At 69.9% G+C, this 3936-nt stretch carries 3 protein-coding genes and 1 pseudogene; 1 reads left to right on the top strand and 3 read right to left on the bottom strand.

What is annotated here, in order from left to right:
* On the bottom strand, window positions 1–844 hold an 844-nt coding region (locus LOY02_RS18280), incomplete at its 3' end, for a BMP family protein (protein ID WP_317183799.1).
* 245 nt (window positions 845–1089) lie between these two features.
* Window positions 1090–3147 (bottom strand): MMPL family transporter, encoded by a 2058-nt coding sequence (locus LOY02_RS18275; protein WP_317183798.1) that lies wholly within the window; start codon window positions 3145–3147, stop codon window positions 1090–1092.
* Window positions 3148–3252: 105 nt separating this feature from the next.
* Between LOY02_RS18275 and LOY02_RS18270 the strand changes: the two genes are divergently transcribed.
* Window positions 3253–3702, top strand: coding sequence for a MarR family winged helix-turn-helix transcriptional regulator (locus tag LOY02_RS18270; protein ID WP_317183797.1), 450 nt, complete (start codon window positions 3253–3255; stop codon window positions 3700–3702).
* 18 nt (window positions 3703–3720) lie between these two features.
* Here the strand turns inward: LOY02_RS18270 and LOY02_RS18265 are convergent.
* Window positions 3721–3936 (bottom strand): annotated as a pseudogene (locus tag LOY02_RS18265) (hypothetical protein); the annotation flags it as partial.

Raw genomic sequence — 3936 nt, 5'->3', positions numbered from 1 at the left:
GCATGTCGTCCAACGGCTTGGTGAAGTCGTAGATCGTCGACGTGGCGTAGTGCTCGGGGTCGAACTGGGACTTGTCGGTGTACTTGGCCGTGACCACGACATCGACGTCCTTGCCCTTGACCGCCTGGAAGGCGCCGACCATGCCCAGGTTGAGGGACCCGACGATGACGTCGTTCCCCTGGCCGATCAGCTGAGACGTGATCTGCTGCGCCTTCGTGGGGTCGTTGAAGTCACCGGTCCACACGGGAGTCACCGTGGCGTTGGACCCGCTGTCCTTGATGGCCTGGTTGATGGCATGCACCTCCGAGTACGAGAAGGGCAGGGAAAGCCCTCCGACGTAGCCGATCTTCCCCGACTTCGTCTGGGCTGCGGCGAGGATGCCGATGGGGTAGAAGGCCGTGTGGAAGTTGCGATCGAGGACCCAGAGGTTGGGGACGTTCTCCTTGGGCTTGTCGTCGAACTCGCCGATGAAGGTGACGTCCGGGTACTGCTTCGCGAGCTTGTTGGTCGCCTCGAAGTACTGGCTTCCGTGGCTCCAGATCACCGTGTAGCCGTCTGCGAGGTACTCCTTCATGACCCGCTCGGCGTCCGGCACCGGCACGCTCTCGGAGTGTGCCGTCTCGGCCCCGTGGTTCTTCTGCGCTTCCTGCAGGGCGATGAGGCCGAGTGCGTTGTAGTCGGCATCCGTCGTGGATCCGGAGAAGATCGCAGCGATGCGGGGGGCCTCGTCGCCGGACCCGTTCGTCGCGCCCCCGGAGGCGGGCTCGTCGGAACCGCAGGCGCTGGCGAGAAGGGCGACAGTCACCATCGGTATGGCGATGCGGGAGAAGGACGGGCGTGCCATGGGGGACCTCCACGATTGATCCGCCGACGCGAAGTCGGCGGTGCTGTCCGGCCCTGTGCCGTTTGGGAGACAGTGCCAGCCTCCTTCTCGACCTCACGTCGGCAAGTGGTGACAGGTGGTGACGACGCGACTTGTCGTGATTCGCCAAGCATGACGACGAGATCTCAGTCGGATTGAGGTCGTGTTTCATCATGGCGGTCTCCGGCCGGCTCTGGCCGGGACGCCCATCGCCCCTGGCTAGGTTGCTAGGCGAGCTGGTGCGCCGTGACCTCAGGCTGACTCGGCACATCGGACACACGGCGCGGCCACCAGAAGCGGTCGCCCAGGATCAGGGCGATGGCGGGCACGACGAGCGTGCGCACGACGAGGGTGTCGAGGAGGACGCCGACGCAGATGATGACGCCGATCTGGGCGAGGACGACGAGCGGCAGGACGCCGAGGACCGCGAAGACGGCGGCCAACAGGATGCCGGCGCTCGTGATGACCCCACCTGTCGCGGCCAGGGCGCGCAGCATCCCCTTCCGCGTCCCGTGCTCGCGCGCTTCTTCACGGGCCCGGGTGACGAGAAAGATGTTGTAGTCGACGCCGAGCGCGACGAGGAAGACGAACGCGTAGAGCGGGGCAGTGTCGTCAAGGCGTTGGAAGCCGAAGACCTGGGTGAAGAGCGCCCAGGACAACCCGAGGGCCGCGACGAAGGTCACGACGACCGTGCTGACGAGGATGATCGGTGCGACGACCGAGCGCAGGAGCAGCATGAGGGCGACGAGGACGAGCACGAGGATGAGGGGGAAGATGAGCGCCCGGTCCCCAGCGGCTCCCTCCGCCACGTCGACGGCTACTGCTTCCGTGCCGCCGACATGCGTCTCGGGGAGGTCGGCGACAGCGGCACGCAGGCTCGCGACGTCCTCACGCGCCTGGTCCGATGACGGCGCGCCCGTGAGGACGGCGTCGATCTGCGTGACGCCGTTGCCCGCTGCGCGGATCCGGGCCGAGGCCACGCCTTCGGCCTGCTCGACGGCGGCGAGCACGGTCTGGGCGTCGGCGGTCGTGACGACGGCCGCCGGGTCGGCCGAGCTGGCCGGGAAGGACTCGGAGAGACGCTCGGATGCCGAGATGGCCTCGGGTTTCTCGAGGAACTGGTCGGATGCGGACAGTCCGGTGTTGACGCCCAGGGCCCCCAGTGACATGGCGAGGAGGCCGACTGCGCTCAGGGTCACGACCGTCTTGGGCCGGGCAGCCACGATGTCACCGATGCGGCGCCAGAGCGATCGGGAGTCGGCCAGGGACGGCTCTCCCTCGTGCGGGATCTTGGGCCAGAAGACCCAGCGACCGAAGACGACGAGCGCGGCGGGGAGGACGATGAGCGCGAACGCCGCCGCGACGACGATTCCCACGGCCGACGCGACGCCGAGCCCGCGGGTGGCGGGGAAGGCGGACAGGAGGAGGGTGAGCACACCGAGGACGACGGTGGATGCGCTGCTCAGGACCGCTTCGGCGGTTCGCGACACGGCGGTGGCCATGGCGCGGCGCCGGTCGGCGTGGCGGCGCAGCTCGTCTCGATACCGGGAGATGAGGAGCAGGGCGTAGTCGGTCCCGGCGCCGAAGACGAGGACGGACAGGATTCCGACGGTGGACTCGTCCCAGGCGATGTCGAGGCCGCGCAGCGTGTGGGTCGCGAGCACCGTGGCGAGGCGGTCTGCGATGCCGATGACGGTGAGCGGGATGAGCCACAGGACGGGGCTGCGATACGTGATGACGAGCAGGAAGGCGACGATCGAGGCGGTCGCGATGAGGAGGCGGAGGTTCGCGCCGTCGAAGACCGCGGCAAGGTCGGCCTGGACGGCGGCCGGGCCCGTGACCTGGGCGGAGAGCCCGTCCGGCAGACCGTCCTTGGCGGCCGTGCGGATCTCGGCAACCGCGTCGGAGGCGGCCGAGGCGTCGGCCGCGTCGACCGGCAGGACGAGAAGGGCGGCCGTCCCGTCCTCGCTCGGCACGGCCGGCATCCCCGTCGCGCCAGGCAGCTGCCGGGCGCGCTCCTCGATGATCGCCCGGTCGGCCCTGCTCAGCGGTGCACCGTCCCGGCTGAAGAGGACGACGGCCGTCGAGCCATCGGACTCGGGGAGCCGCTCGCGGAGCTCGGCCGCGGCTGCGCTGTCGGAGCTCGCCGCGAGGGAGTCGGTGGGCGAGGGCGAGCGCTCCGCGTCCCCGACCAGGCCGATGACGGCACCGGAGGCGAGCAGGGCCAGAGTGGCGATGATCCCGGCCCACCAGCGGGCGGTGAGGCGGGCAGCGAAGTGCGACACGAGGTCTCCGTTAGGATGGTGAAAGTACGTAAGGATCTTACTAAGTTGGTTAGCGAAATGGCGAACGCCACGTCGAACGTCACATCGCCCGTGCCCTCGGCCGCGATGACTGAAGGCGTCCCTGCCTGGCGACCCAGTCGCTCGCTGGAGACGCTCCAGGAGCTGCTCGACGTCGCCGAGGCCCTCCCGGAGGCGGTGGCGCGGCGGGCCGGCCTGTCCGTCTCCGAGCTCCATGCCCTCAAGCACCTTTCGAGCGAGGCGATGGGCCCGGTCGAGCTCGCTCGCCGGCTCCGCGTGACCTCGGCTGCGGCGTCCGGCGTCGTCGACCGGCTCGTCGGCCGGGGTCACGCCGAGCGGCGGCCGCATCCTGAGGACGGGCGCCGGACCGTCGTCGTCGTCACCGACTCCGGGCGCGCCGAGGTGATCGGGTGGCTCAAGCCGATGTTCGAGGCGCTCGCCGACCTGGACCGGTCGCTGAGTGACACCGACCGCGTCGTCGTCGAGGGCTACCTTTCGGGGGCGGTCGAGGCGATGCGCACGCTGCTGCGGCCCTAGGGGCTACGGCCTGAGCGGCTACGGCCTGAGCGTGGCCCGAGCCGCCACCTCGCGCTCGAGGACCCCCCGCCAGGTCGTCCCGGGTCGGCCGAGCAGCCGTTCCAGCGGGGCACCGTCGCCGACCAGGCCGCCGCGCTCATAGGCGCGGAACATCGCGACCAGGTCCTCCAGCGCCTGCACCGACACGGTCGCGCCCGGTCCGTCCGACCACTCCTCGAGCGACATCTGGGACGC

Source organism: Intrasporangium sp., from assembly GCF_032907665.1.
GTDB lineage: Bacteria > Actinomycetota > Actinomycetes > Actinomycetales > Dermatophilaceae > Intrasporangium.
This window is presented reverse-complemented; position numbering and strand designations above follow the sequence as displayed.